Raw genomic sequence first — 25,983 nt, forward strand, 5'->3', positions numbered from 1 at the left:
AAGGGATAGACCAATATTTTATATTCCCCCTTAAGGTCGGGGCTATTGAATCGCTACAGCTCTTACGGGAGAGCCGTCACCCTTGTGTATTTTCAGCGGGAAACAGCTGAAAACAAACCGGCTGTCCGCAATTTTATCCATGCCGGTCAGATTTTCAATAAGCAGAATCCCTTTTGATAAGATATGATGATGCACAGGCAACGCTGAAGAATGAACAGGGTCAAAGCTGGGTGCATCAACACCGATCCCTTTCAGCTTAAAGCCGGTAAGAAAATCGGCAGCTTCTTCCTCCAGCACCGGAAAATCTTCGAAATATCTGGGATTACCCCATAACTGGTCCCATCCGGTATATAAAAGAACAAACTCAACTTTTTTAATGCGTTTCTGATATGACTGAATTACTCTGCGGGTGATGATCCGCGCACAATCCCTGCAGTCGATTACTATCCCCGCTCCGGTAAACTGCGCCGGTGAAGCCGACTCACAGTCAAAGCCATTGTCAAACATATGGAGTGCGCAATCAAGGTGTGTACCTGTGTGCCCTGTTATCTCAAGTTTAAGCTCGTTATAACCGTCGGAAGACGAATTAGCAATGGATTCCAGGGCAATCTGATCCGACCCGGGAAAAACCGGCATACCATTTGCTATTGTATGAGATAGATCCGTCACCTTAAAAAGCTTTTTATAAAGTGCCATATTCATTTTACTTCTTGTCAGACTAAAATAGTCAATTGAAATAAGGTTTTCGTCATAAGATCATATCTTATTTGAATCTTATGCGTAAACAATGACAAACACACACAAATAACTAAACATGACTAATCTTAATTTTGAACCAACAACATCTACTCCTGCGGTAAGATTCACAGCAGACGGCAGATTGCTCATTGAAGGCCGCTCATTGCCTGAAAATGTTTCCAGGTTCTATGATCCTCTTATTCAATGGGTAAAGGAACTTGAGGCTGAAGTGATACGACTTGACCTCAACCTTGAATACCTCAACAGCGCTTCATCAAAGAAGCTCCTTGAAATGCTCAGAACAATTGACAGAAATGACTGTGTGGAGACCTTCATTATTAACTGGCATTATGAAGCAGATGATGAAGATGCTCTTGAGAGCGGCCAGATTTTTGAAGATCTTCTGGAGAAAGCTGAATTCAGGTATCACGAATATTCAGAAGCAGCCTGATAAATAATGGCGATAAGGATTGAATGAGTAAGAATTATCTATAGCCGCCTAAAGACCAAAACCAAACCAACGGCCCCGTAATTTCTACCTCGTTTCCCGCAACCTTATTTCTGTTTCAACGCTTCAGTTTATGCGCTGAAAAGCTTTCCACCACATTTCAGGAATATCATGATTGAGAGCCTGCTGGTATTCATCCTGCGAACAGGCGACCAGTATCTGCTCCCCCGTTTTCATATCCGGAATTTCCATCCACCATCGACCTGTCACCTGGCTTTTATAAAAGGTCAGAGCATGTTCCATATCGCTGTGATTGACGAGGAAAACTTTAAAATCGGCATGATTCTGTGCCGGCCTTTCCTTGCGACGCTGAGAAAATCCTTCAATAAAATACCAAATAGCCTGCGAAGCCAGCTGCACAGTCTGATTATTCTGGTCATATTTGCTGTTCACCTCAAAAATTCCAAAGCATGAAACAAGGTCACTTAAACCAGCATACCGTGATAACTGGCAGACCTCCTCGGCAAGTATACCATTAGGCGAGGCAAAACGTGTTCCCGGTGAATCGGATTGCTTTATGGCAGCCACATCAATACTTACAAGATGGGCATCCCTAAGAAAAGGCTCAGCCATCGTAATATTTGATCGCAATGCACCGAGCCTTACGGCATCAAATCCTTTTGCTTCCAGCTTTTCATTGTGCCCCGGATCAACGAGGTATTGCTGATGACCAAGATTGGTATAGCGGAATAACCTCGGACTGTTAATTACCGGGTTACTCCATGTAAAGGATCCGAACGAACCATAATTCAGGTCAATTCGCGAATCAATGGAAACTACATTTATCTTTGAAAAGCGCTGTTCAAAAGCCATGAAAATTCCACCGGTCAAATCCTGGCTTCCCCCCATCACAATGGCCACAACCTGGTTATTCAGCAGGTCGATCATCACATCCCGGAGTCCGAAATAGGTGTCATCCGGTTTTGTGGTCTTTTTCAGGTTCCCGAGATCAATTATTTTCAGCTTGTCATTGATGCGGAACAATTCGTAAAGCTTTCCCCGGATAAGATCAGGAGAGGAGGAGCAACCCTGGTTGAAAGAATTGCGATCTTCATTCACCCCAATCAGGGCAACCTGGTAATTGCTTATTTCATCTATCGGATTGCTTTCGGTGTTGATCCGGATATTACGGCCAAACATCATATCACTTACGCCGGTTGAATCGGCATGTCTTTCCAGGGAAACCGGCTCAAAATATGGATTCAGATCCATTACTTCTTCTTTTTCTTTTTCTCAGGTGACTCTTTTATGATGTTCATGCAATCATCAAATGAAAGTGTTTTGGGATCTGAACCTTTCGGAATTTTATAATTTTCTTTTTTATAGCTGATATAAGGTCCCCATCGCCCGTTCAAAACCGACAATTCCGGATCCTGCTTAAAGGTGCTGATAACCTTATTACTGTCCTTTTCGCGTTTTTCCTTTATGATCTCTATGGCCCTGTCGAGTTCTATTGAATAGGGATCATCGTCCCGGCGAAGGGAATAGAATTTTGAGTTATGCAATACATAAGGTCCGAAACGACCGGTTGAAACGGTTACTTCCTTATCTTCAAATTCACCTATTGTCCGTGGAAGTTTAAACAAATCAAGCGCTTCTTTAAGAGTGATCGATTCTATATTCTGACCTTTCCTTAACTGGGCATATTTTGGTTTCTCTTCTGCATTGGTCTCACCAATCTGGGCGACCGCCCCAAACCTTGCCATGCGGGCAAACACGGGCTTGCCGGTGGCGGGATCGTTTCCCAGCATTCTTTCGGGTTTTGCCACTTCTTTTTTGGCAAGTGAAGCTTCGATTTTTTCATGAAAAGGCTTATAAAACCGCTTGATCATGTCGGTCCAGTTCGCTTTGCCTTCAGCTATTTCATCGAATTCCTTCTCAACCGATGCCGTAAAATTGTAATCGAGGATCTCAGAAAACTGTCCTACAAGAAAATCATTAACCAGCATACCGATATTGTCGGGGAAAAGCTTTCCCTTTTCGGCACCAGTGATTTCGGTATTGACGGCTTCCCTTACTTTCCCGTTTTCGAGTATGATTATATTGTATTTTCGTTCTTTTCCCGGCCGCTCCTCTTTCATCACATATCCCCTTTGCTGGATTGTTGAAATAGTGGGAGCATAGGTTGAAGGCCGGCCGATTCCCAGTTCTTCAAGTTTTTTAACCAGACTGGCCTCGGTATACCTCGGCGGATAATGTGTGAACCGTTCAGTAGCATTCACTGACAGGTAAGGCAGGTTCATGCCCTTTTCAAGAGGCGGTAACAGGGTATCACCTTTTTCTTCGGTTTCATCATCCGTCGATTCAAGGTAAACCTTCAGGAACCCGTCGAATTTCATTACTTCGCCTTCAGCAACGAATTTTTGTTTTTTTCCTGAAACGTTAATTGAAACCGTTGTCTTTTCAAGACGGGCATCGCTCATCTGCGAAGCCACCGTTCTTTTCCATATCAGTTCATAAAGCCTTTTTTCAGTGCTGTTGCCTTCGATGCTCAGCTTATTCATATAAGCAGGCCTGATGGCTTCATGCGCTTCCTGGGCACCTTTGCTTTTGGTTTTGTAATTTCGTATGTTAAGGTAATCTTTGCCGAATTCTTTTATTATAATATCTTCACAACCTGCAAGGGCGGTATTTGACAGGTTAACCGAGTCGGTACGCATATAGGTTATCAAACCGGCTTCATACAGTCTCTGGGCTACCGTCATGGTTTGGGAAACCGAATAGCCCAGCTTCCTGCTTGCTTCCTGCTGCAATGTGGATGTGGTAAATGGCGGAGAAGGCGATTTTTTTGCAGGCTTACGGGTTATGTCTTCAATGACAAAATCGGCATTCTTACAATGCTCAACAAATTCAAGGGCCTTCCGGTGATCCGAAAAACGCTCATCAAGCTCGGCTTTAAGCTGGTAGCGCTTCTTATCTTTATCCTGTACTTCGAAAACTGCTGAAATACGATATGATGAAGTGCTTTTAAACTGAATGATCTCACGCTCACGTTCCACAATCAGCCTTACGGCAACAGACTGAACACGGCCGGCCGACAGTTGCGGTTTCACCTTTCGCCAAAGCACCGGTGATATTTCGAAGCCCACAAGCCGGTCAAGGATGCGCCTGGCCTGCTGGGCATTTACAAGATTCTGATCAATTTTTCGGTGATTCTCTACGGCGTGCAGAATGGCTTCCTTGGTGATCTCGTGAAACACGATCCTGCGTGTGTTTTCCTTATCCAGCTTAAGTTCTTCGGCCAGGTGCCATGCAATGGCCTCACCCTCGCGGTCCTCATCAGATGCAAGCCAAACAGTGGCTGCTTTTTTTACGGAATCTTTTAAATCGGCAACCGTCTTTTTTTTATCCTCAGGAACAATATACCGGGGCTTAAAATTGTTATTGATGTCAATGCCCAGATCCTCCTTTGATAAATCCCGAATGTGACCCATGCTCGACTTAACCGTGAAATCCTTTCCCAGGAATTTTTCAATGGTTTTTGCTTTTGCAGGTGACTCGACTATTACCAGATTGTTAATCATTACATAAACGTTTATGACGGTGCAAATAAATCAATTATGGCTCTAAGTTCAAAATTTTAAATCAAATAATTGCTATTTTTACCGTCTTCACTGTAATATTTCTATGAATACAACTAATATCGACAGGAAAAAGTTTAATAAATATTTTTGGGTGATATTTACGGCTCCGTTCGCTCTCCTTGCGTTATTGCTTCTGCTTGCCGCATTTGGAGCCCTTGGTTATATGCCTGATGTTAAAGCACTTGAAAATCCAAAAATAAACCTTGCTTCTCAGTTAATTTCAGAAGACGGAAAAGTGATCGGTTCTTTTTATTACAGTAACCAGAATCGCTCGTATGTGGATTATGATGAACTACCCCCGCACCTTGTAAAAGCATTGCTGGCAACCGAAGACAAACGTTTCTACAGTCACTCGGGTGTTGACGCCAAAGGTATTGCCCGTATGGTGATCAAAAGTGTGCTGCTGATGCAGAAAAATTCGGGAGGCGGAAGTACGATTACCCAACAGCTGGCCAAAATGCTCTTTCATGAGCCCCCAAAAACTACAATCGGACGGGGATTTCAGAAAATTAAGGAATGGATCATTGCAGTCAGGCTTGAGAAGGCATATACAAAGGAAGAAATCATCACCATGTATTTCAACCAGTGTGATTTTGTGAATGAAGCCGCCGGAATAAAATCAGCCGCACAGGTATATTTCAGTACAGTTCCCGACTCGCTGAATATAGAGCAAAGCGCCATGCTGGTGGGTATGGCTAAGAACCCTGCTTATTTTAATCCGAACGATTCAAATAAACGGCAACGGGTAAAACTTCGCCGGAATGTGGTGCTGAACCAGATGAGAAAAATGAATTATCTCACTACCGAACAGGCGGATTCACTGAAGGGGCTGCCCCTCGAAATGAAATTTCAGCGAATCTCACATGACCAGGGACTTGCCACCTATTTCAGGGCGTACATTCAAAGAACCTTACTGGCAAAAGAACCCAGGCGGAAAGACTATTTTGATTACACAGTGTATAAGCAGGATTCGCTCAAATGGATGAACGATCCGATGTACGGCTGGTGCAATAAAAATAAGAAACCCGACGGAAAACCATACAACCTTTTTACCGACGGGTTAAAAATCTATTCCACCGTTAATTCCAAAATGCAACAGTACGCTGAAGAAGCTGTACGGGAACACCTTGCTAATTTCCTGCAACCCGCCTTTTTTAAAGAAAAGAGAAAAAGCAAACGGGCGCCTTTTTCATCTGATCTTTCAGATAAGGATATAGACAGGATTATGTGGCGCGCTGTAATGAATTCAGACAGGGGTAAAAAGATGAAGGACCAGGGAATTTCTTCATCCGCCATAATGAAGGTTTTTAAAAAACCGGTTGAGATGAGGGTATTCAGCTGGAGAGGTCCAATTGACACCACCATGTCGCCCTATGATTCCCTCAGGTATTACAAAACTCTCCTGCGTACCGGTTTTATGGCTATTGAACCCACCACAGGCAATGTCAAAGCGTATGTGGGAGGTATTGATTTTGCAAGCTTTAAATACGACCAGGTGACCCAGGGGAAACGGCAGGCAGGATCAACCTTTAAGCCTTTCCTCTACATTCTTGCCATGCAGGAGGGAAAAACACCCTGCGACCAGGTATTGAACATAAAGCAGACATTCATAACGAAAGATACGATTGGCATCTGGGAACCCAAAAGCAGCAGTCCCAAAAAAGACCTGAACCAGCTCAAAACATTGAAGTGGGGACTTGCCACATCGGAAAATAATATTTCCGCATACCTTGTAAAGCAGTACAATCCCCAGCCAATTGCCGATATCGCCCATAAAATGGGAATAACCAGTTACATCGACCCGGTACCTTCAATGATTTATGGAACTTCGGATATGTCGGTTGAAGAAATGGTAGCATCGTATGCCACTTTTGCCAATAAAGGCATGCATACCAACCCCGTATACATTACCCGTATTGAGGACAAAAATGGCAACGTGCTGGCTGAATTCAAGCCCGAGCGCACCGAAGCCATCAATGAACAAACCGCTTACCTGATGCTTAACCTGATGGAAGGGGTTGTAAATTTTGGTACCGCTGTCCGTCTAAGATATCGCTATAATTTCACTGCTGAAATGGCCGGGAAAACAGGAACCACGCAGAACCATTCCGACGGCTGGATGATTGGCATAACACCTAAACTGGTAGCCGGTTGCTGGGTTGGCGCCGAAGACCGTTCGGTGCACTTTGATTACATGACAATGGGACAGGGCGCCACTATGGCACTGCCCATTTATGCCGAATTCATGAAGCGGGTTTACGCCGATAAAACACTGGGCATAACCCAGCAGGATGTTTTTGAAGTCCCCCCAGGCATGCCTCCGATCCCCAACTGCAACGACGTCAACGCCCAGGGCGCTGATGAGGGGTATTGGGAGAATGAGTGGGTAGAGTAGTGCTCATCGGGGTTTCACCCCGAACCCTGAGCTACTTTTTTTCTGCAGCAAAAAAAAGTAGCCAAAAAATGCCGCCGCTGCTGAAAAAATCGCTAAAAATTAATTCACTGCGCTAAAAGAAAAGAATTCGCCCGCAGGAATCGGGCTCAGACAGCTTTTCTTTCTTAACGCTTTGTGAATTAATTTTTTTAACGCGTTTTTTCAGAGGCGGACATTCCGGTCCATTGGCGTGATCTCTAAGTTTAACGAAAAGGATAGTCATTAAAACCATCTCACTGTTTAATTTATAAAACCACTCCGACAATAAAAGCACCGTGGGCTGGCCATGACAAAACGCTTAGGAGACGTGGCTGTGAATGTCGCATGGCATAGAATTTCAAAAAAGGAGCTTGCGACACTTTTTTAGAAATTCTTGACATGCGGCAGAGCGCGTTGGGAGTCGTTTTGTCTTGATTTTTCTTGCTTCGTTCTTTTTATCAAGAAAAAGAATGAAGTGGGGTTCGGGGCGAAGCCCCCGATCAAATGCTATGTTTTATACTATATACTATCGGTGGTCTTAAAGAGATATTGCACTGCTTCCTCAACTCGATTAACCTTTAGCACAGAAACTTTCTCCTTTTCAGGTATATTTATTCTTTCGTATGCTCCCGAGACCATTACGGCTGTAAAGCCAAGCCGTCCGGCTTCGCGGATGCGGTTTTCAATACGAGTGACGGGACGGATTTCGCCGGATAGGCCAACCTCCGCACTGAAACACATTTTCTTTGTCACGGCCTTGTCAACAGCCGACGACAACACTGCCCCGATCACTGCAAGGTCAAGCGCCGGGTCTGTCACCCGTAATCCCCCTGCCAGGTTCAGAAACACATCCCTCGTAGCCAGCTTGAACCCTGCCCTCCTCTCCAATACAGCCAACAGCATGTTGAGCCTGCGAACATCATAGCCGGTAGACACCCGCTGGGGAGTTCCGTAGGCAGCTGTGCTTACAAGTGCCTGAACTTCTATCAGGAACGGTCTTATCCCGTCAATGGTGGCCGCTGTTGTAATGCCACTTAATCCTTCATTGCTCTTATTGATAAGTACCTCCGAAGGATTGGCAACCTCACGCAACCCGTTATCCAGCATTTCAAAAATTCCAAGTTCTGCCGTGGCTCCAAACCTGTTTTTTGATGCCCTCAGAATACGATACATGTAATGCTGGTCGCCTTCGAAAAGTAAAACAGTATCTACAATGTGCTCCAGGATTTTCGGACCTGCCAGCGTACCATCTTTTGTAATATGGCCGATCAGGAATACAGGCGTGGATGTTTCTTTTGCAAATTTCATCAGCTTTCCGGCACATTCCCTGATCTGAGATATGCTGCCGGGCGATGATTCAAGGCTCTCATCCTGAAGTGTCTGTACTGAATCGATAATCAGAATATCAGGCTTCAGGTTCTGTAGGTGGTTAAAAATCGACTGCAGGGAAATTTCGCTCAGTACGTAGCAGTTTTCATTTTTACGGCCTATTCGTTCGGCCCTCATACCGATCTGCTGTATACTTTCCTCGCCGGAGATATACAGCACCTTGTAATTGCTCATGGCCAGCGCTACCTGCAAAGCAAGGGTTGATTTTCCGATTCCAGGTTCGCCGCCTATTAGAATAACGGACCCCCTGACAAGTCCGCCACCAAGAACACGGTTTAATTCTGCAGTTTGTGTGTCAAACCTGGGCTGACTTTTAGAATCTACTTCATGAAGCTTAACGGGGGCACCGCCACCGCTGCTGAAAAACGGACTGTCAGCAACGGCACTTGTTTTTACAATGGCTTCCTCCGAAAAAGAGTTCCATTGATTGCATGACGGACATTTGCCTACCCATTTCGGGGCTTCAAACCCGCAGTTACGGCAGACAAAAACAGTTTTTGCCTTGGCCATCAGGTACTCCTGATTTTATTGATAATATTCGAGCTTGAAAAACCTTCAACAAACGGTATAGTAAGTACTTTTCCGCCTTTAGCCTTAACAATATCGTACCCCACGATATCTTCCACCTTGTAATCGCCGCCCTTTACAAGAACATCAGGCTGCACTTTGCTGATCAGATTATATGGGGTCTCTTCGTCAAAAAGGGCCACTGCCGTCACAAATCCAAGGGCTGCCAGAACGAGCGCCCTGGTGTTCTCATCCTGGTAAGGACGATCGGGACCTTTCAGTTTTTTCACGGATGCATCCGTATTTAGGCCTATAAACAGGAAATCACCCATGGAGGATGCTTTAGCCAGGTATTGGATATGCCCGCTGTGCAGTATATCAAAGCATCCGTTTGTAAAAACAACCGACTTACGTCTGAACGATGTAACTCTTAACCAGCGATCAAGCGCTTCTCCCGATAGAATTTTTTCATATACTGCGTTAAGGCGGGGCATGGTGGTGGTTTATTTTACTTTATTTGTGTTCGTATCAGGGAGAACAATCCGGGGCTTGAATCGTTTAGCCTCTTCAAAATCCATGGAGGCATACGACATGATAATTACAACATCACCCACACAGGTCCGGCGTGCGGCAGGGCCGTTAAGACATATTACGCCCGATCCCCTCTGACCTTTTATTACATAGGTTTCAAGTCGCTCTCCGTTGTTAATATTAACAACCTGCACCTTTTCATTCTCAATCAGGTTTGAAGCATCCATCAAATCCTCATCAATGGTGATGCTTCCCATATAATTGAGATTGGCCTCGGTTACAGTTACGCGATGTATTTTCGATTTAAGGATTTCAATTTGCATAGTTAAATTTACAAAGAAAAATTAATATTGTCGATCAGCCGGATTTTGCCTACCCGTGCGGCAATGCAGCCTGTTATATTGTCCTCGCCTTCCCAGGCGCTGACAGGCAGAAGGGTGGATCCGTTCACAATTTCAAAATATTCAAGGTCGATACCCGGTGTTGCATTTATTTTATCCGTTACATGACTCACTATTTCGACCGGATCATGGTTGCTTTTCAACTCACGCGCTTCAAAAAGTGATTTCGATAAAATAAGTGCCGTTTTTCTTTCATCGGCACTGAGCAACATATTGCGCGAGCTCATGGCCAGTCCATCCGGTTCCCGGATAATGGGACATGCCACTATTTCAACGGGGTAATGTAAAGTTTTGACCACATACCGGATGATAACAAGCTGCTGAAAATCCTTGATGCCAAAATAAGCCCGGTGAGGTTTCACCATGTCAAACAACCGGGTTACCACCTGTGCCACGCCGTTAAAATGACCGGGCCGGTGCTTCCCTTCCATTACCTTTTCAAGTCCACCGAAATCAAATATGCGTGTATCCGGTTCAGGATAAACTTGCTTTTCATCGGGAATGAAAACAATGTCACAACCGGCTGCTTCCAGCATGGCGCTGTCTTTTTCAGGCATACGGGGATACCGTTTCAGGTCATCCTTGTCATTAAACTGCGTTGGATTTACAAAAATGCTGGCGATTGTAATATCATTTTCCTTTTTACTGCGCTGCACCAATGATATATGTCCGTTATGCAGTGCACCCATTGTAGGGACAAAACCTATTGTTTTGCCCGATTCTCTGATATCCCTTACCTGGGCGGCCAGGATATCTTTCATGTAAGTGATTTCCATATCTCTGCTCCGGGTGCAAAGATAAGAGAAATTTAATGGTCAATCTCAGTATGGGGGGAATCAGAACAATTTTGGAGAATTCAGGCAGTCGGCCGTTATAACACATAGAATTCCTGATGGAATGCCTATAAGTAAAAGCCATTTCAGATCTTCTTTATAAACAGAGAAACTGTGCATCAATCTTAACCAATACTTTTTCATAGTAAGATTCAGATTGTAGTAAATTTACTATCTGTATGTTACATTAATGTTTCAGTAATGTTAAGTTTTAGGTCAGAGTAGTTTTTTCGAAGGAATCATTTTAAACTTCCGGGGTGATTTAAAGCCTTCAAAATTTCCATCCACGTACATTTCAAAAATGCGGTTAATTATTTTTTCAGTTACATCGGGATAGGTGACTTCAATTTTGTAATCTTGAACAATCCATTCACAGATTCTTTCAAATTTAGATTTTGTAAGTTTTTTAACAACCGGTACCCCCATTGACTTTAAAGCTGCTGCGTTAAAAAACTGCTCATATTGATTTTTCATGGGAACTACCAATAACTTCTTACCCAGGAAAAGCGCCTCAGCCGGAGTTTCAAACCCCGCACCGCATAAAATACCCTCACAGGAAACGATGCTTTGAGTGAAGGACCGGCTGTCAACGGGCCTGATTTCTATGTTATCTTTAACATAAGGCTTTGCTATAACCGGCGAGAATATTTGAAATTTAATATCGGAAATTCTTCCGAGATATTCAAGAAGGAAGTTATCATCGTAGGCCGGAAGATAGACTGTATAATGGCCTTTATTCACCTTGGATGCTTCCCTGATCTCTTTCCGGATAATCGGCGTGAATAGTTGTTTTGAATAGCGGCTGAAGTGCAACCCAAAGTAATATCCTGACGGAGCATAATTTTTAAGAATAAAACTGCCTATCGGGTCTTTATGATCCGGTTTGGGAATACCACTGTCAAGCAGGGCAGACTGATGACTGAGGGCAATACAGGGTACTTTCTTCTTATAGCAAGCCCATGCTGACACTGGTTCAAAATCATTTAAAACAAAATCATAATCCTTAACGGGCAAACTATTGATTTCTTCCATGAACCTCCTGACATTTGCCTTTTTATAGGTTTTTGAGAAATCGATTCCTCCTTTTTTGCCATGAGCAAAGGTCAATCCATGTAATCTGAACTCAGGCTCAAAGGGTAAGCTGAGATTGGCCTGGTCACCACTGATTAATACATCGGTTTCACAACGTTTTCTCAGTAGTGGTATGATCTCCCGGGCCCGGCTTACATGGCCATTACCTGTGCCCTGCACGGCATATAGTATTTTCATGATTGTATCTGAAATTCCTTCATCACCATTTTGAAGACCTCCTTATTGTCCATTTCAACAAGGCTTTCATCAACATCCTCTTCAATTAACAGTGTGTTCTTTTGTGTTTCATCCGGATGCCTGTGAACACACCATTCACCCTCATTATATTCAAGGGAGGTCAGATTTTCAATCCAGTCGCCTGAATTCATATATACGATGGAACAGTTATCAAGAGAAATTTGCCTGATTTCCGGCTGGTGAATATGCCCGCACACAATAGCGTGGAATCCGTTCTTTAGGGCAAGCCTGGCAGCAGTGATTTCAAACCGGCTGATATATTTTACCGCTGTCTTAACGTTTTCCTTGATTTTTTTGGAAATGGAAACCCGCTTTTTGCCAAATAACCGGGTAAAAAAGTTTACCATTACGTTGACCAGGATTAGAAAATCATATCCAATAGCTCCTGCTTTTTCAATCCATCTTGAATTTTGCATTAATACATCGAAAACATCCCCGTGAAAAAACCAGGTCTTGTTTCCGTCGAGGATCAATTCAAGTTTGTTTGTGATTTCAATGCTCCCAAGTTTAAGTCCCGCAAATTTGCGAAGTATTTCATCGTGATTCCCTGTTATATAATATACCTGCGTGCCTTTAGCAGCCATGCTAATAACATCCTTGATCACTTTCATATGGGCTTTGGGCCAATATCTTTTGGAGAATTGCCATACATCAACAATATCCCCGTTTAAAACCAGAATTTTCGGTTTGATGTGCTGCAGGTAATCGTGTAAACGGTCAGCACGGCATCCATAGGTTCCGAGGTGTACATCCGATATTACAACCAGGTCGACCTTTCGCTTTTTTTCCTTCATTTTATTTTACTTAAGTACAAAGGAATACAGAAGCCATTACAACAGCATTACAGGAAAATTAAGTTATTGTTAACATACCTTCTTAACGCTGCCTTAACCGTAATTTAACCGAATCATAGAAGTTCTGTAACAGTAAGGTAAAATGCCCCTTCTACTTTTGCTCATAAATTACCAATAACCTTGAGCAATTGAAATATGAAGAAAATCTACACTATTGTTGAGCGCTATAAAAAGACTGTATTTATTATGCTTTCCGTTGTTATGTGCAATTATACAATGGGACAGTCAGGAGAACTTAAAGGTCAGATAACGGATTCCGAAACAGGTGAAACCCTGATTGGGGCAACTGTAATGGTGCAGGGCACTACGGAAGGGACAATCACTGACATTGACGGTAATTACAGTCTGAAAGATCTAAGTAAAGGCAACTACAATATAGTGGTCAGCTATGTTTCCTATGAACAGGTAATCCAGCGGGTTTCTGTTAATGGATCCACTGTTCTGGACATAAAGCTGAAACCATCATCTGTAGAAGTGGATGCGGTTAAAGTTACCGCAAGCAAGAGAAACGATACTGAAATGGCTTTGATATCCAACCTCAAGGTCAGCAGTGTGGTGGCAAACGGAATTTCAAAACAACAAATAGCCAGGTCACAGGATAAGGATGCATCGGAAGTGGTCTCAAGGGTTCCCGGTGTTACAGTAAGAGACGGAAGGTTTATCAATGTGAGGGGACTGGATGAGAGGTATAACGTAGTAAGCCTGAATAATGTAAGTGCACCCAGCTCTGAATCTGATCGGAAGGCATTTTCATTTGATATGCTTCCTGCTTCTCTCATTGATAATCTTGTTCTTTATAAAACCGCTGAACCTGAATTGCCTGCCGACTTTGCAGGTGCCATGGTTCAGATACAGACAAAAAACATAATCGATAAAAACAGCATAGATATTTCCTACGGTACCGGCTACAGGTATAATACCACATTTAAGGATTACTATTCATACAACGGCGGAAAAACCGACTGGCTGGGTTATGATGATGGAACACGGGCTCTCCCGGCCGGCTTTCCGAAAACACCTCAGGAATTCAGGCAACTTGCCGATGCCCCTGATGATGCTGACAAAGCCAAACTGACTGTATTGGGACAGGCCTTCAGTAAAACATGGACACCTGAAAAAAGAAGAGGTATACCTGATCAATCATTGGGAATTACTTTCAACCATAAATTTCTGCTTGGCAAAATCTCAATCGGTAACCTGACTTCACTTGGTTATTCAACCGGAGATCAGTTCCGCCAGGTGTTCAGGGCAGGCTACCAGGCTTATAATGTTAAACTGGATCAGCCGGATACATCCTATCGGTTTAATGATGACATCTATTCAACCAAAACAAAGTTAAACGGGCTGTTTAACTGGGTATTTGTCTTCGGAAACAATCAGAAAATAGAATTCAGGAATTTCTTCAACCAGTACAGCGATAAACAAACGATGCAGCGCGTAGGAAGAGATTATTACGGAGGTCTCGATAAAGCCGGCACCGAATTGAGTTTTCAGTCGCGTTCAATTTATTCAGGACAGCTAGGCGGAAACTTTAACTTCAGAGACAGCAAAAGTCAGTTGAACTGGACAGTCGGATACAGTTATACCAATAAACTCCAGCCGGATATCCGCCGTCTTGAAATGAACCGGGATGAGTATACGGGTAAGTATATGCTATCATTTAATTTCAATGCTGATCCTAAGATGATTGGCAGGCTATATCTCACAAACCATGAGAACATTTATGTGGGTGCCGTAAATTATACCCATAAAATCATAATAGGAAACATTAATCCCGATATACGCGCCGGGGTCCTTATTGAAGAAAAAGCCCGTGATTTTACGGCCCGCAATATCGGATTTGCCATTTCAAATATAATGCACTTTAACTGGGCTCTGAGCGCACAACCCATTGATACGGTTTTCCAGGACAAAAACATCAATTATAATGACGGACTTAAGATTGATGAGTCAACCAATCCGACCGACTCTTACAATGCCGCGAATCATCTTTTTGCATCGTATGCAGGCATTGATATTCCCCTTGGAAAATTAAAGATCTATGGCGGTGTGAGAATTGAAAAGAACAGGCAGGAACTTAAGGGCCTTGATGTAAACAATCAATCCTATAGAGTAAATAATGACTTCACCGATTTCTTTCCATCCCTGAACTTGTCTTACAATATCACAGACCGGTCTCTTGTTCGTTTCGCTTATGGCCGTACTATAAACCGGCCCGAGTTCAGGGAAATCTCACTGCAATCCTATTATGATTTCGAGGAAAAAGCAACCATTTACGGAAATCCTGAACTGAAGAACTCCTATATACAAAATGTGGATTTACGTTATGAGCTTTTCCCGTCATTGAACGGGGATATAATCACCCTGGGAGGTTTTTATAAACACTTTTCAAATCCCATCGAAGCCCATTTGAAGGAGGCTGGTTCTGGCAGGAATTACACTTACGATAATGCTTCAGAAGCAGCCAGCTACGGAGTGGAGATCGATATGCGCAAATCGTTCAGCAATTTCGAAAGCAGCGATAATTTATTGCGCATGCTCAGGCATATGGTAGTTGTTTTCAATGCCGCATTCATTAAAAGTGAATTGCACTCCAACGAAGCAAACGCCCGTGAAAAAGTAAGGCAAATGCAGGGACAGTCGCCTTATATCATCAATACCGGCCTGTTCTACGATAATCCAGGGAAGGGTTTAATGATCAGCGTATTGTATAATGTAATCGGTCCGAGGCTAATGTTTGTCGGAGATATCGATGAACCGCATGTTATACAGATGCCCCGCAACCTGATTGATGTTACGGTGAATAAAAAGGTAGGGAAAAACCTGACCTTCCGACTGGGAATCAAAGATCTCTTCAATCAGCCTGTAGAATTAAGACAGAATGAAAGAATCCAGCTGATCCCGGGTGTATCGGAAAGCACGGCAAAACGGGTACAGAGAACCCAGGTGTACAAGCCCAGCAGTTCATTCACAGCAGGACTCACACTGAGTCTATAAAACGTTTGAGGTTTGAAGTTTATGGTTTGACGTTAACTCCAAACCCCAAACCTCAAATTTCAAATTTCATACTTCAAACTTCAAACAATAACCATACAAATATTAACCAATTAAAACCATTATGAAACGATTATCTACTTTATTAGTAAGTATGATTCTGGTGGTAACCGGTCTGAAAGCTCAACCGGCTATAACCAACTCATTTTTCGAACCTGTTGATTATTCGGGTGCCTTTGGCGCTACCGACTGGACCCGGGGATGGACAAACTGGACACCGCAGACCACGGTTTACCCCGTAGCCAGTGTTACAATTCCTGCAGGCAATATTACTACCAACACCACACTGTCTCCATCGTCAGCGGTGATGGGCGCTGCAGATTTTGCTCATGCAAAACTCAATAACAGCTTTTTTGAACAGGTTGACTATGTGGGTGCATTTGGCGCAACCGACTGGACCGCAGGCTGGACAAACTGGGACCCTCAGAACACTACATATCCGGCAGTTACCGATGTGATTGCCGCCGGTGATATAACCGAAGACATCACCCTTACATCCGACAAGGTATACCTGCTCGATGGCTGGGTTTATGTTAAAGCCGGTGCCACAATCACCATTCAGCCCGGAACGGTTATCAGGGGCAGCAAGGCAAATAAAGGCGCTTTGATCGTTGAAAAAGGAGCCAAAATTATCGCTGAAGGTACCGCTGAACACCCGATTATTTTCACATCCAACCAGGATGCCGGATCACGTTCTTATGGCGACTGGGGTGGTGTCATTGTTCTTGGGAAAGCCCAGGTGAATAAAATCGATCCGGTCATTGAAGGTGGACCCACTTCCACTTATGGAGGTGACAATGATGCGGATACTTCCGGCATTCTTACTTATGTACGTATTGAATTTCCCGGAATTGCCTTCCAGCCTGATAAAGAAATCAATGGTCTTACTTTCGGCGGCGTAGGCAGCGGAACCACAGTAAACTATATACAGGTTTCATACAGTGGCGACGATTCGTATGAATGGTTCGGCGGTAAGGTGAATGCAAAGCACCTTATAGCCTTCAGGGGATGGGATGATGATTTTGATACCGATTACGGATACCGTGGCATGGTTCAGTTTGCTGTTTCTCTTCGTGATCCGGCAATCGCTGACCCGGGTTCGGGATCAAATGGTTTTGAATCAGACAACGATGGTACAGGTACCGGTGCAACTCCTTTTACCGAAGCTGTATTCAGCAATATCAGCTGCTTTGGACCGCTCGTAGCTCCTTCCACAACGGTGAACAGCAATTTTAAACGTGCCATGCACTTACGCAGGAATACAAAACTGAGTATTTTCAATTCAGTGTTTGCCGGATACCTGACTGGCCTTTTTATTGATGGGGCAACTACTCAGGCCAATGCTGATAATGGTAGTTTAAATGTTGAAAATACAATTCTCGCTGGTTGTAAGGATTACTTTGCCGCTGACTATGATAGCACATATTTTACGAATCCTTCACGCCATAATATGCGTCTTGCTTCAAATGCAGATCTTGGATTGAATGATCCTTTCAATCTTACCGCACCAAACTTCCTTCCTGCACAGGTTGCTTACCTGCTTGACGGTTGGGTTTATGTGAAAGACGGCGCGATACTCACTATTAAACCGGGAACAATCATACGTGGAAGCAAAGCAAATAAAGGAGCCCTGATTATTGAGAAAGGCGCAAAACTCATTGCGGAAGGAACTGAAGATAGTCCCATAGTATTTACCTCCAACCAGGATGCCGGATCGAGATCGTACGGCGATTGGGGAGGTGTTATTGTCCTTGGAAAAGCACAGGTGAACAAAATTGACCCGGTAATCGAAGGCGGTCCTACTTCAACCTATGGTGGTTCAAATGATGCGGATACATCAGGAGTATTAAAGTATATCCGTATTGAATTTGCCGGTATTGCTTTCCAGCCCGACAAGGAAATCAACGGCCTTACTTTTGGTGGTGTGGGAAGCGGAACCGAGGTGGATTACATCCAGGTTTCTTACAGTGGTGATGATTCCTATGAATGGTTTGGCGGAGCAGTGAATGCTAAACACCTGATTGCCTTCCGCGGATGGGACGACGATTTCGATACCGATTATGGTTACAGGGGCATGGTTCAGTTTGCCGTTTCCCTTCGTGACCCTGCAATTGCTGACCCGGGATCGGGATCCAACAGTTTTGAATCCGACAACGATGGTACCGGTACGGATGCCACACCGGTTACCCAGGCCCTTTTTAGCAATGTGAGCAGCTTTGGCCCGCTTGTAACCCCGGAGACTATTGTTAACAGCAATTTCAAGAGGGCTATGCATCTCAGAAGAAATACAAAGTTGAATATTTATAACTCGCTATTTGCAGGATATCTGACCGGTTTATTCATTGATGGTGAGCTTTCACAGGCAAGTGCTGCTGCCGGTGAACTGAAGATCAGGAATACCATCATGGCCGGTATGCGTAAAAATTTCAATGACAATGCCATCGACAGTGTATACTTTATGACGGATTCCCTTGAAAACAAAATATGGGCATCAAATGACAGCCTTAAAATAGCTGATCCGTTTAACCTGGATGCTCCAGATTTTCTTCCTGAAACCGGTTCTCCTGTTTTAACAGCTTCCTCGTGGTATGAAGGACCGCAAACTCCGGTAACTGAAATTGAAAATACTATGGACGCCGTTTTATACCCGAATCCTTTCAGTGAAGCCGTAAGCCTGAATATTAATCTGAAGGCTGAAAGCAATCTGTCAGTAAGGTTGTATAATGCTACCGGTGCGCTTGTAATGACCCCGGTAAACGGCAGGTATTCCGCCGGCAAACACGAATTCAGAATGAATATTGCCGAGAAAGGTCTCTTGCTTGTTGAAGTAACAGTTAACGGTAACAGGAGTATGATAAAACTGGTATCACGTTAATCGGAATCTGAACAATACCCGCTGAAAAGCTGCCTGAGACCAGGCAGCTTTTTTTATAACTACACCCTGTCGAGGTACTAGCCACGTTAGTGGCGAAATCTTTGTAGTAGTAACCGTTTCCTTTAAACACAAAGCCACGCTAGTGGCGACATCTTAAGATTTCGCCACTAGCGTGGCTTATGAGTTCTAAAATACAGAAATTTCTACAAAGATATCGCCACTCCGTGGCTAGTTGGATAACACCTTCAATTGAAGTATATGTCAAAAAGATAGTTTTTGTAAAAACTAAATTAGCAACCTGAGTTATTAAAATAAATTCGTTACAACCCAATAAAAGAATGCCGAAATAATGGCAGCGGCCGGAATGGTAAGTATCCAGGCAATGACAATGTTATTGGCAATTTTCCATTTTACCGATGAGGCCTTTTTTATAGTGCCTATTCCGAGAATTGAACCGGTTATGGTGTGGGTTGTGCTTACCGGAACACCCAGTGCGGTTGAAACATAGAGTGTAACCGCAGCACCGGTTTCGGCGCAGAATCCGTCAACCGGCCGCATTTTCGATAATTTCTGCCCCATAGTTTTTACAATCCGCCATCCTCCCAGCATAGTTCCCAGAGCAATAGCACCGTGACAGCTTAATACAATCCAGAGTGGAATGTGAAATTCCGGTCCGAGGTATCCTGCGGTAAATAATAAACTGGCAATAATACCCATCGTTTTCTGTGCATCATTACCCCCGTGACCAAGACTGTACATGGCGGCTGACACTAACTGCCCCATTCTGAAAACCTTATCCACCTTAAATGGATTTGTTTTATACAGTATCCTGAAAACCAACCAGGCCAGGATCATACCCAATACAAACCCGGTAACAGGAGCGACAACAATAAAAATAAGGGTTTTCCGTATGCCTGTCCACACAAGGCTTTGCACACCGGCTTTCACCAGTGCCGAACCAATCAAACCGCCAATCAGTGCATGTGAAGAACTTGAAGGCAAGCCGAGCCACCAGGTAATAAGATCCCACAGTATGGCACCCATCAACGCACCAAAAATTACCTGTTTGTCAATTACTGTTACATCAACAATTCCTTTTCCTATCGTTCCGGCTACATGAAGTCCGAAAAACAGGAAAGCAATAAAATTGAAAAAGGCAGCCCATAAGACTGCGAATTTAGGCGAAAGGATACGGGTTGAAACAATGGTGGCAACCGAGTTGGCTGAATCGTGAAACCCGTTTATAAAATCGAAAACCAGCGCCAGGACTATAAGAGAAATTATAAACCAGTCCATTTCTATACCATTTTAATAAGCATGGTCTCAATGATCAGGATGTACTTTTCACAATTTCTCAATAACTCTCTTGATTTATCCATGATCTCCTTCCAGCGGAAAATATCACCAATATCGTTGTCTTTTAAAAGCTCCGGCATGATCTCATCGAGGATCAGTTCGCCTTCGTTTTTAAACCGCTTTACCTTATGGCAGCTTTTAAGTATGGATGTGGCCTGCTTTTTGTTTTTCAGCATATTCACGATCTCGGCAATACGGATAACTGATTTCTCAATTGTATCGCCCAGGCGGCTCATTTCACTTTTCTTTTTCTTTACCTTAAGCAACCGCGAACTCCGTGTCAGATTCAGAATAGAGTCAACAATATCATCGGCGGCATTGGCAAACTGCTGGATATCCTCCCTGTCGAAAGGAGTGATAAAAGTTTCCTGGTTTTTCTGAATGATCAGCAGGGTTAACTCATCACACTCTTTCGAAAGTGCAAAAAGTTTGTCGACAAGTGACTGGTCAAAGTCGCCGCTTTGAATTGCTTTGTTTAGCAACTGGCCGCCTTTTGAAATCAGGGAAGCCTGGTGTTCGAACATGAGAAAGAACTTCTCTTCTTTGGGGAAAAGTGAAAATGCCATGTATAAAATTTTAATTACGCATTCATGAAAATTTCATGAACAAGGTATTTCAGTAATGTTACATTACTGTTAAGGAAAGGTTAAGTTAATGTGAAGGAGATTATTCTGTACGGGTTCGTACGTCCCTGGCAAGTGTGAAAAGGAATTCAAGTCCGCCGCCTGTGCGGTTTTTAACTGATATGTCACCTTTGTGAAACTGTACCGCATTTTTAACAATGGCCAGACCAAGCCCTGTACCGCCTTTTTTCCTGTCCCTGCCCTTGTCAACCCGGTAAAAGCGTTCAAACAACCTGGGTAAATCCTCTTCCGGAACACCGGTTCCGTTATCTGAAAATGAAAAATAATGGAAGTCAGGGTCCGTCAGGTAGTGATCCAGTCTAACTTCAAGATTTTCACCGGCATGATCAATGGCATTGTCATATAAATTGCGGAAAATTGAATACAATAATCCGCCGTTTCCCTGCAGATGCATGTTTTCAGGCATATTAATAACTGTCCGGATATTCTTGCCTTCCAGCCTGAGCTGCATTTCAGCAACTATATCCGAAACAAGGGTGCTCAGGTCTACATCTTCAATCTGGTATAAGCTTCCGGCTTCCTCAATCTTGGTAAGCAGGGAAATATCATGAACGAGATCTGCCAGCCGGCATGCCTGGAAATAGGCTCTTTTTAAATACTCCTGCGTCCGGGCTTTGTCAGGTTTTCCTTCAAGAATGGTTTCAAGAAATCCTTTTATTGAACTTACCGGAGTTTTGAGCTCATGAGATATGTTTTCAGTTATCTGTTGTTTGAGAATTTTCCGCTTTGTAAGTTTTGAAATGTCATTCACGGAGATTTCAAAACTTTTATCCTGGAAGACAATGCATTTCACTGAAAAAAAACGCCCGCCCTTATTCATGGTGACCTCATAGGTTGGCTGAAGATCCGTTGTATCCGAAGTAAAATCCTTCAGGTACCTGTCGATAAATGCAAAAATGGAATTGAAATCAGATATCCTGAAAAATTCATCAGCTGTGAATACCCTTGTATCGCTTATGAAATTGATAAAACGGATAAAATGATTGTTGCTCGTTATGACCTGTTTGTCTCTTGAAAAAATAGCAATGCCTTCATCCAGCAGGTTCAAATGACGGATTAGTTTTGCCTTTTCCGAAATCAGCTCCTCTTTGGTGCGATTCAGATTCTGGTAAATTTCAATAATTTCCTGTCCCAGGTTACCGAGTTCATTCTGGGGAAATTCGAATTTTTCTTCAATAGGTTTGTTTTCAAGCGCCTTAAGTGTAAAATTCCGTAGTGTATTAATTGATTTACCGAACCTGTCAGTTAGCAGGATGATTGTCAAAGATGCAGAAAGCAAAAGGAGAATGAGGAAAACAAGAAATAACCGGTCAGGCTCTACCAGTTTTCGGGCGCTTAAATCATAGCGGTCTGAGACCCGTACAAAATAACCATTATAATTACGGGCATAATAATAGTATTTGATATGGGTGGTTTCAGAAACCCGGATGTCAGATCCTACACTATCCTGAAGGGCTTCCTGGATCTCAGGCCGATATAAATGATTTTCCATCCCTGACGTGTTCCTTACCCAGGAATCGTACAGTACAACTCCATCTGCCCTAATAACAGTAATTCTTACATCGCGGTTTGCCATCAGGATAATCAGGCTGTCCAGGTCACCAAATTTGTTTGTTTTGACTGAACCATCTTTCTCAATAGTCTGGTGAATAATCCTTACGTAATCATCGAGTTTGCCATTCAACGCTTCCGATCTGTATTTTTTCTCATGAAAAAACTCGGAAGCAAACATGATCCCTGCGAAAAGAATAAAAAAAGAAACAATATAAATTAACCATTTTTTGGTATAGGAAATCAGGATCTTCATCTTCACTATTGAATTTCAAAACAGTAACCGTAGCCTTTCCGGGTAACCAGGCAACTACCGTATGCGCCGAGCTTTTTCCGTAACCGTGTGATATGAACATCCACTGTTCGGTCGGTAACATTCACATCCCGCCAGATATTGTCGAGAATTTGTTCGCGCCCGAAAATTCTTCCGGGATTTTTCATCAGGATCAGAAACAGCTGGAATTCAATAGGAGTAAGATCTTCTTTAATTCCATCCACGATCAGTCTTTTTTGCTCAATGTCAAGTTCAATGCCTGCAACTTTAATGCTTGCGGGGGTATCCAGTATATTGTCGCTCTTGTCGAATCTGCGTATTACTGCCTTTATCCTGGCTACCACTTCTTTTATTGAAAACGGCTTGGTTATATAATCATCTGCACCTACAGAAAAACCGGTCAGCTTATCATTCTCTGTGTTTTTGGCTGTGATGAATACAAAAGGGGCGTTTATCTTTCTGCGTTTACGGATCTCATCGGCAAGACGGTAACCTGACATACCTTTCATCATTACATCCAGCAAGAACAACTGGTATTTTTCAAGCCTTTTATTCAGGGCATCTTCTGAAGAAGTTACTGCATCCACCTGGAATCCTTCCGATTCGAGGTTGAATTTCAGAATTTCACATATATCCTCTTCATCATCAACAACGAGTATATGCACGCCATTTCGGGTAATCATACGTCAGATGAATTAATTTACGAATGTATATCACTAACGTTAAGGTAATGTTACAAAATTGCAATGATATGATGACAATAATGAATCAAACTTGTACATAAAATTCACCTGCTCAATGTAACATTAATTTAACATTGGCGAAACAGTAATGTAATCCGGGTAACTGAAATTTGCAGTGTTAAAAAGTGATTCATTTAACTAACAACTATGAAACAATTAACCCGGTCCTTGTTTTTACTACTTCTTTTTCTTCCAGGCTTTAAAGGTCTTTCGCAAAATGCTTCCGATACCCTGAACGAACGCTTCCAGTCGGTGGAAGGCCGCCTCAATGCTCTTGACGAAAAAACGGCTGCTCATGATGCGGATCTTGGCAAGCTGACCAAAATAAAAGTTTCAGGTTACATCCAGGCCCAGTTTGAAAGCTACCAGGATGGCCTGCTAAAAACAAATGATCCGAATAATACTTTCTATATAAGAAGAGCCAGGGTAAAATTCACCTACGAGGCAGCTGACGGAATCAAGTTTGTGTTGCAGCCTGATTTCAGCACAGGAAACCTTTCATTAAAGGACGCCTACGCAGTGGCTTCACTTAAAAAGGTTCCCTGGTTGTCTTTATGGGCAGGACAGTTCAACCGCCTCAACTATGAAGTGGAATATTCATCGGGTCAGCGTGAGGTTCTCGAGCGTTCTAAAGTTATCCGCAGTATTTATCCTGGTGAACGGGAAGTGGGAGCCAAATTGGAAGCCACCCCGGCTGCTATTCCTCTTAAACTCCAGCTGGCCTTGCTGAACGGAAATTTTACAGGAAAGGAACAGAAGGATGTGGATTCAAAAAAAGACCTGATGGCCCGTGCGGTATATTCAATCAAGACTCCCGTCGGAATAGGCATTGATATTGGCGCCCATGGTTACTACGGCGGAATCCAGGCAAAGAACAAGTATGTTTCCGGTTATGATGCCGTAATGGATAGTGCAAGCACCAATACCGGAACTTACCTTGATAAGCAATGGCTGGGCGCTGAAACACAGGTTTTTTTCGACTGGCTTGGAGGTATGGCGCTGAAGGGAGAATACATTGCCGGAAAAAATGCAACGGTTGGTGACTCAAAATCAAATCCCAATAAGGAGAGAAAATTCAGCGGTTATTATGCATACCTTATTAAAAATATAGGTAAGAAGAACCAGTTTGTGGCAAGGTATGATTACTATGATCCGAATACTTCCCTATCAGGCGATGAAGCTAAAAAAGAAGTGAATTACAGTACTCTGACTCTGGCCTGGCAATTCTACCTGAACGACAACATCCGGTTTTCACTGAATTATGAAATGCCGAGAAATGAAACGAATACAACAGTTCCTAAAGATATAAAAGACAATGTGTTTGGGATCAGATTGCAGGCTAAGTTTTAAAAAAGAACGTCATTGCGATGACCGGTTCCTACGGTCAGAAGCAATCTGCCCGAACAGGCAGGACGTAGCAAAAACAGACGCCAAAAACGCTCTTGGGTTGGAACTGCCTGTGCCGGCAGATTGCTTCGTCGACTAGAATTTGAACTATAATCAGAATACTATCAAGCTCCTCGCAATGACGGCAAAGACTTAAAAAACTAAAATACAAAACAATGAAAAACTTAAAGAAAACAGCAATTATCCTGGCAGGCCTGGCCATAATTGGCTTTGGCTTTATTCAGCAGACAAAGATCACAATCATCGGATCGGATACGATGGTTATCCTGGCCCAGCGATGGGCAGAAATCTATATGAAGAAAAATCCCACGGTCAATATCCAGGTTACGGGCGGTGGTTCAGGTGTAGGTCTTGCCGCCCTGATTAACGGCACAACCGATATCGCCAATTCAAGCCGCCCTATTAAGCCGACCGAAGTTCAGAAACTGAAGGACCGTTATAATACTCTCGGGGTGGAAATTCCCTGTGCAAAAGACGGCATCACCATTTTCCTGAACGAGTCGAATAAGGTGAAGGAACTCACTACTAAACAGCTTAGCGATATATATAGCGGCAAGGTCACCAACTGGAAAGATGTTGGCGGTGACGATGCGCCTATTAAGCTTTACGGTCGTGAGAACAGCTCAGGAACCTATGCTTTCTTTAAGGAAGAAGTGGTTAAAGCCGATTATGCAGCCAGTTGCCAGACGTTGCCCGGAACAGCGGCTGTTGTAAACGCGGTGAAAAAAGATAAATACGGTATCGGCTACGGCGGGGCAGCATATGCATCGGGCGTTAAACATTGTGCCGTGAAAAAAGACGATAAATCAAAAGGTATTGTGCCCACACCTGAAACCATTGCAAAAAATGAATACCCGATTACCCGTTATCTGTATTTATATATGAGGAACAGGCCTACCGGAGAAATAAAGAAATATGTCGACTGGATATTGAGTCCGGAGGGCCAGAAAATAATAACAGAAGTGGGCTATTTCCCTGTAAAGTAACTGCAA

General features: G+C 43.3%; 19 protein-coding genes. 6 read left to right on the top strand and 13 right to left on the bottom strand.

Annotated elements, in window-relative coordinates:
- Nucleotides 1-42: 42 nt before the first annotated feature.
- Nucleotides 43-696 carry a cyclase family protein gene (locus tag VK179_07425; protein ID HLO58555.1) on the bottom strand — a complete coding sequence of 218 codons (654 nt, stop codon included), beginning with the start codon at nucleotides 694-696 and terminating at the stop codon, nucleotides 43-45.
- Between the two features lie 118 nt (nucleotides 697-814).
- Here VK179_07425 and VK179_07430 point away from each other — a divergent pair, with 118 nt between their 5' ends.
- On the top strand, nucleotides 815-1,189 hold the full coding sequence (locus tag VK179_07430) for a DUF1987 domain-containing protein (GenBank protein ID HLO58556.1): 375 nt from the start codon (nucleotides 815-817) through the stop codon (nucleotides 1,187-1,189).
- 123 nt (nucleotides 1,190-1,312) lie between these two features.
- Here the strand turns inward: VK179_07430 and VK179_07435 are convergent, their stop codons facing one another.
- On the bottom strand, nucleotides 1,313-2,458 hold the full coding sequence (locus VK179_07435; GenBank protein HLO58557.1) for a formimidoylglutamase: 1,146 nt from the start codon (nucleotides 2,456-2,458) through the stop codon (nucleotides 1,313-1,315).
- Nucleotides 2,458-4,770: a type I DNA topoisomerase gene (gene topA, locus VK179_07440; GenBank protein HLO58558.1), complete on the bottom strand. Its 2,313-nt coding sequence runs from the start codon at nucleotides 4,768-4,770 to the stop codon at nucleotides 2,458-2,460. The genes VK179_07435 and topA overlap by 1 nt, the downstream gene beginning before the upstream one ends.
- 103 nt (nucleotides 4,771-4,873) lie before the next feature.
- Here topA and VK179_07445 point away from each other — a divergent pair, with 103 nt between their 5' ends.
- Entirely contained in the window at nucleotides 4,874-7,225 is a 2,352-nt protein-coding gene (locus VK179_07445; protein ID HLO58559.1) for a transglycosylase domain-containing protein, read from the top strand.
- Between the two features lie 537 nt (nucleotides 7,226-7,762).
- Here VK179_07445 and radA read toward each other — a convergent pair.
- The 6 genes from radA to VK179_07475 form a co-directional block, all read right to left on the bottom strand.
- The gene (radA, locus tag VK179_07450) at nucleotides 7,763-9,142 is read right to left on the bottom strand and encodes a DNA repair protein RadA (protein ID HLO58560.1); all 1,380 of its coding nucleotides are present in this window, start codon (nucleotides 9,140-9,142) and stop codon (nucleotides 7,763-7,765) included.
- Nucleotides 9,142-9,633 carry a D-glycero-beta-D-manno-heptose 1-phosphate adenylyltransferase gene (gene rfaE2 / locus VK179_07455; GenBank protein HLO58561.1) on the bottom strand — a complete coding sequence of 164 codons (492 nt, stop codon included), beginning with the start codon at nucleotides 9,631-9,633 and terminating at the stop codon, nucleotides 9,142-9,144. Before rfaE2 ends, radA begins: the two co-directional genes overlap by 1 nt.
- A gap of 9 nt (nucleotides 9,634-9,642) precedes the next feature.
- Nucleotides 9,643-9,993 (bottom strand): aspartate 1-decarboxylase, encoded by a 351-nt coding sequence (gene panD, locus VK179_07460; protein HLO58562.1) that lies wholly within the window; start codon nucleotides 9,991-9,993, stop codon nucleotides 9,643-9,645.
- Between the two features lie 8 nt (nucleotides 9,994-10,001).
- Nucleotides 10,002-10,832: a pantoate--beta-alanine ligase gene (panC, locus tag VK179_07465; protein ID HLO58563.1), complete on the bottom strand. Its 831-nt coding sequence runs from the start codon at nucleotides 10,830-10,832 to the stop codon at nucleotides 10,002-10,004.
- Nucleotides 10,833-11,120: 288 nt separating this feature from the next.
- Nucleotides 11,121-12,173 (bottom strand): glycosyltransferase family protein, encoded by a 1,053-nt coding sequence (locus VK179_07470; protein ID HLO58564.1) that lies wholly within the window; start codon nucleotides 12,171-12,173, stop codon nucleotides 11,121-11,123.
- Nucleotides 12,170-13,027 (bottom strand): UDP-2,3-diacylglucosamine diphosphatase, encoded by an 858-nt coding sequence (locus tag VK179_07475; GenBank protein HLO58565.1) that lies wholly within the window; start codon nucleotides 13,025-13,027, stop codon nucleotides 12,170-12,172. Before VK179_07475 ends, VK179_07470 begins: the two co-directional genes overlap by 4 nt.
- Before the next feature lie 195 nt (nucleotides 13,028-13,222).
- Between VK179_07475 and VK179_07480 the strand changes: the two genes are divergently transcribed.
- Nucleotides 13,223-16,084 carry a TonB-dependent receptor gene (locus tag VK179_07480; protein HLO58566.1) on the top strand — a complete coding sequence of 954 codons (2,862 nt, stop codon included), beginning with the start codon at nucleotides 13,223-13,225 and terminating at the stop codon, nucleotides 16,082-16,084.
- 121 nt (nucleotides 16,085-16,205) lie between these two features.
- Nucleotides 16,206-19,016 carry a T9SS type A sorting domain-containing protein gene (locus VK179_07485; protein HLO58567.1) on the top strand — a complete coding sequence of 937 codons (2,811 nt, stop codon included), beginning with the start codon at nucleotides 16,206-16,208 and terminating at the stop codon, nucleotides 19,014-19,016.
- Nucleotides 19,017-19,322: 306 nt separating this feature from the next.
- On the opposite strand, the gene VK179_07490 is transcribed toward VK179_07485, so the two are convergent.
- The 4 genes from VK179_07490 to VK179_07505 all read right to left on the bottom strand — a co-directional run bounded on the left by VK179_07490 (nucleotide 19,323) and on the right by VK179_07505 (nucleotide 23,524).
- Nucleotides 19,323-20,312 (bottom strand): inorganic phosphate transporter, encoded by a 990-nt coding sequence (locus VK179_07490; protein HLO58568.1) that lies wholly within the window; start codon nucleotides 20,310-20,312, stop codon nucleotides 19,323-19,325.
- 2 nt (nucleotides 20,313-20,314) lie between these two features.
- A complete protein-coding gene (locus VK179_07495) occupies nucleotides 20,315-20,938 on the bottom strand; it encodes a DUF47 family protein (protein HLO58569.1) in 624 nt (207 codons plus the stop codon).
- Nucleotides 20,939-21,038: 100 nt separating this feature from the next.
- Nucleotides 21,039-22,823, bottom strand: a complete 1,785-nt coding sequence (locus VK179_07500; protein ID HLO58570.1) for an ATP-binding protein — start codon at nucleotides 22,821-22,823, stop codon at nucleotides 21,039-21,041.
- A gap of 5 nt (nucleotides 22,824-22,828) precedes the next feature.
- Complete coding sequence (locus VK179_07505) at nucleotides 22,829-23,524, bottom strand: response regulator transcription factor (protein HLO58571.1); 696 nt, start codon at nucleotides 23,522-23,524, stop codon at nucleotides 22,829-22,831.
- 207 nt (nucleotides 23,525-23,731) lie between these two features.
- On the opposite strand from VK179_07505, the gene VK179_07510 reads away from it, so the two are divergent.
- Together VK179_07510 and VK179_07515 are read left to right on the top strand one after the other, a co-directional pair.
- Nucleotides 23,732-24,934 carry a porin gene (locus VK179_07510; GenBank protein ID HLO58572.1) on the top strand — a complete coding sequence of 401 codons (1,203 nt, stop codon included), beginning with the start codon at nucleotides 23,732-23,734 and terminating at the stop codon, nucleotides 24,932-24,934.
- 212 nt (nucleotides 24,935-25,146) lie between these two features.
- A complete protein-coding gene (locus VK179_07515) occupies nucleotides 25,147-25,977 on the top strand; it encodes a phosphate ABC transporter substrate-binding protein (GenBank protein ID HLO58573.1) in 831 nt (276 codons plus the stop codon).
- Nucleotides 25,978-25,983 lie beyond the last annotated feature (6 nt).

Source organism: Bacteroidales bacterium (genome assembly GCA_035299085.1).
Classification (GTDB): domain Bacteria; phylum Bacteroidota; class Bacteroidia; order Bacteroidales; family UBA10428; genus UBA5072.